General features: G+C 64.7%; 2 protein-coding genes and 1 pseudogene. 2 read left to right on the top strand and 1 reads right to left on the bottom strand.

The features are described 5' to 3' along the window. Nucleotides 1-113: 113 nt before the first annotated feature. Complete coding sequence (locus VN047_RS20695) at nt 114-1,769, bottom strand: electron transfer flavoprotein-ubiquinone oxidoreductase (protein WP_325546047.1); 1,656 nt, start codon at nt 1,767-1,769, stop codon at nt 114-116. 173 nt (nt 1,770-1,942) lie between these two features. Here VN047_RS20695 and VN047_RS20700 point away from each other — a divergent pair, with 173 nt between their 5' ends. Next, nucleotides 1,943-2,677 (top strand): uracil-DNA glycosylase family protein, encoded by a 735-nt coding sequence (locus VN047_RS20700; RefSeq protein WP_325546049.1) that lies wholly within the window; start codon nt 1,943-1,945, stop codon nt 2,675-2,677. A 12-nt stretch (nt 2,678-2,689) separates the two neighbouring features. Beyond that, nucleotides 2,690-3,507: pseudogene (locus VN047_RS20705) on the top strand (lytic transglycosylase domain-containing protein); the annotation flags it as partial.

The following is a 3,507-nucleotide window of genomic DNA, read 5'->3' on the forward strand; positions in this document are numbered from 1 at the left end:
CCAGCCCGTAGGCATCGGCGCCCAGTGCGTTCAGTGCCGCGCCGCTGTCTTCCGCGGCCGCAGCCGGCACCGCCGCCATAAGGGCGGCGATGGCCGGCAGGAGATACGCGAGCTTACATGTTCGGATAATTGGGGCCTCCGCCGCCTTCGGGGGTGACCCAGTTGATATTCTGGGTCGGGTCCTTGATGTCGCACGTCTTGCAATGGACGCAATTCTGCGCGTTGATCACGAATTTGGGATCGCCCTCGGCCTCGCCGACGATCTCGTAGACGCCGGCGGGACAATAACGCTGCGCCGGCTCGTCATAAAGCGGCAAATTATACGCAACCGGGATCGACGGATCCTTGAGCTGAAGGTGGACCGGCTGGTCTTCCTCGTGATTGGTGTTCGATACGAACACCGACGACAGGCGGTCGAAGGTCAGCACGCCGTCGGGTTTGGGATAGTCGGGTTTCGGCATGATGTCGGCCCGGTACAGGCTTTCATTGTCCGGATGATGCTTCATCGTGAAGGGGACTTTGATCTTCAGCGTTTCGAGCCACATCGTGATCCCCGACAGCAAAGTTCCCGCAAGGTCGCCATATTTCTCGACCAGCGGCAACACATTGCGGACGACGCTCAGTTCCTTTTTCACCCAGCTGTCGTCGAACGCCGCCTGATAGGCGTCGAGCGTGTCGGCGCTGCGTCCTGCGGTCACCGCCGCGAACGCCGCCTCGGCCGCCATCATCCCCGACTTCATCGCGGTATGCGTCCCCTTGATCCGCGGCACGTTCAGGAAACCGGCGGTGTCGCCGATCAATGCACCGCCCGGAAAGGCGAGCTTCGGCACGGACTGCAGGCCGCCATCGCTGATCGCGCGGGCGCCATAGGAAACACGCTTGCCGCCCTTCAGTATCTTCGCGATCTCGGGGTGCGTCTTCCACTTCTGCATCTCCTGGAAGGGAGAGATATGCGGATTGCGATAATTGAGCCAGGTCACGAAACCGAGCGCGACCTGCCCGTTCGCCTGATGGTAGAGGAAGCCGCCGCCATTGGCATTCTGGTCTAGCGGCCAGCCCTGCGTGTGGATCACGCGGCCCGCGGCATGATTCTCGGGCTTGATATCCCACAATTCCTTGACGCCGAGGCCATAGACCTGCGGCTCGCAATCGGCATCGAGCGCGAATTGAGGCTTGAGAAGCTTGGTCAGGTGACCGCGCACGCCCTCGGCGAAGAAGGTATATTTCGCGTGGAGTTCGAGCCCGGGGGCATAGTCGCCCTTGTGGCTGCCGTCGCGCGCGACGCCCATGTCACCCGTTGCCACGCCTTTGACCGAGCCATCCTCGTTGTAGAGGATTTCGGCCGCCGGGAAGCCGGGGAAGATTTCGACGCCCAGCCCTTCGGCCTGCTCGGCGAGCCAGCGGCAGAGGTTGCCCAGACTGCCGGTGTAGGTGCCCTTGTTGTGCATGAAGCCCGGCGAAATAAATTCAGGCAGGCCGAACTTTTTCGTCTTCGTCAGCACCCAGTGCTGGTTGTCATTCACGGGCACCTCGGCGAGCGGGCAACCCTGATCGCGCCATTCGGGCAAAAGCTCGTCGAGCGACTTCGGATCGATCACCGCGCCCGACAGGATATGCGCGCCGACTTCGGACCCCTTCTCGAGAATGCACACCGACAATTCGCCGCCCGCCTCATTCGCCAGCTGTTTCAGGCGGATCGCCGCCGAAAGCCCCGCCGGACCTGCGCCGACGATGACCACGTCATAGGGCATCGATTCCCGTTCGCTCACCGCAAATACCTTTCTGCCGTCCCCGCGCCGATCATTCATCGTGTCCGGCGCTCATTCTGTCACGAATTGCGATGCCCGCCAATTGACGGGTCCGTCAACCACCTGTTTGGTGTAAATCGATGGGTGGGTCATATTCAGCACTGCTAGCCGAAAGCACATGCGACTGGTGGTCGTTGGCCGGCGTTGATGCGCTCGTCGGCGAGACGCCGGCGGGCTGGCTCGTCGCACCTCCGGCAAATGACGCTGCGGCAAGCAAGCCCAAACGCGTCGTCGACGTCGAACCCGAACTTCCTCCGCTTCCCGCTGCGCTGCAGCGTCAGGAAGCTCCCGAGGTCCTCGATCCCAAGGGCCCCGTCGTCTTTCCCGACGATTGGGATGACTTCCAGCGCTGGCTGGCCGAGGACAGCGACGTTCCGGGAAGCCAGTGGGATGCGCGGCGCGTGCTGCCCGCGGGTCCTGTCGCAGCGCCCTTGATGCTGTTGACGGCGTGGCCCGAAATCGACGACCAGCGCGACGGCACGCTCTTTTCCGGTCCCGCCGGCCAGCTGCTCGATGCGATGATGAACGCGATCGGCATGGCGCGTGGCGACTGCTACGTCGCGAGCCTCGCGGTCACCCGCCCCGCCGGCGGGCGCTGCGACGGTGAAGAGGCGGCCGAACTCGACCGGCTGCTCTGGCACCACCTGCAGATCGCGAAGCCGGCGCGCCTCTTGCTCGTCGGCAGCGACATCACACGCATGGCGGCCGCCGCATCCTTGCCTGATGTGCGCGGAAAGTTACTCGATGTTAACCAAGATGGCCGCAAGGTGGAGACAGTGGCTGTGGCGCATCCCGCGATGCTGCTGGCCCGGCCCGCGCAGAAAGCGGCGGCCTGGGATAGCCTGAAACTGTTCAACCGGGGACGTTGACAGATGCAGAAGATGATCAAGACTTTCGTTTCATGCGCGGTGCTGGCCACGGCCGCCGCCGCATTGCCGGCGTTCGCCGCCGATGCGGGCGACCGCGGATCGGTATCGGCACCCCAAACGGTGCCCGATATCCTCTCGTCAAAGCAGAAACAGCTTTATACGCAGGTTCTGACCGCGATCCGCGGCCAGCGCTGGGCCGAAGCCAGATCCCTGCTCGACAGCGCCGACAATGGCCCCCTCAACGATTTCCTGCGTGCCGAACTGCTGACCGCGGCGGGCAGCCCGCGCGCCGAAGTCGCCGACATCATGCCGATCCTTTCGCGCTCGCCGTATCTGCCCCAAGCCGAACAGCTCGGCCGTCTCGCAACGAAGCGCGGCGCGACCGACCTGCCGACGCTTCCCTTTCAGGCGCGTCTCGCATGGTCGGGCAGCGCGCCGCGCCGTCTGGGCGCCGACAGCGTCAGCGACCCGGCCGCCGCGCGGCTTGCCGCATCGATTCCCGACCGGATCAAGAACGACGATCCCGCGGGCGCCGAAGCGCTGCTCAACGCGGCCACGGGTCTCAGCTCCGAAGCGCGCGCCGAATGGACGCAAAAGGTCGCCTGGTCCTATTATATCGAGAATGACGACCAGAATGCGCTGCGCCTGTCGCTCGCCTGCACCGCAGGTGGCGGCGCCTGGGCGACGCAAGGTGCGTGGGTGCAGGGTCTCGCCTCGTGGCGGCTTCGCGATTACCGCACCGCGCTCGTCGCCTTCGACCGCGTCGCAAAGGAAGCGCCCGACAGCGAACAGCGCGCCGCGGCCTATTACTGGGCCGCCCGCGCCGCGAT

This window comes from Sphingopyxis sp., from assembly GCF_035565275.1.
Classification (GTDB): domain Bacteria; phylum Pseudomonadota; class Alphaproteobacteria; order Sphingomonadales; family Sphingomonadaceae; genus Sphingopyxis.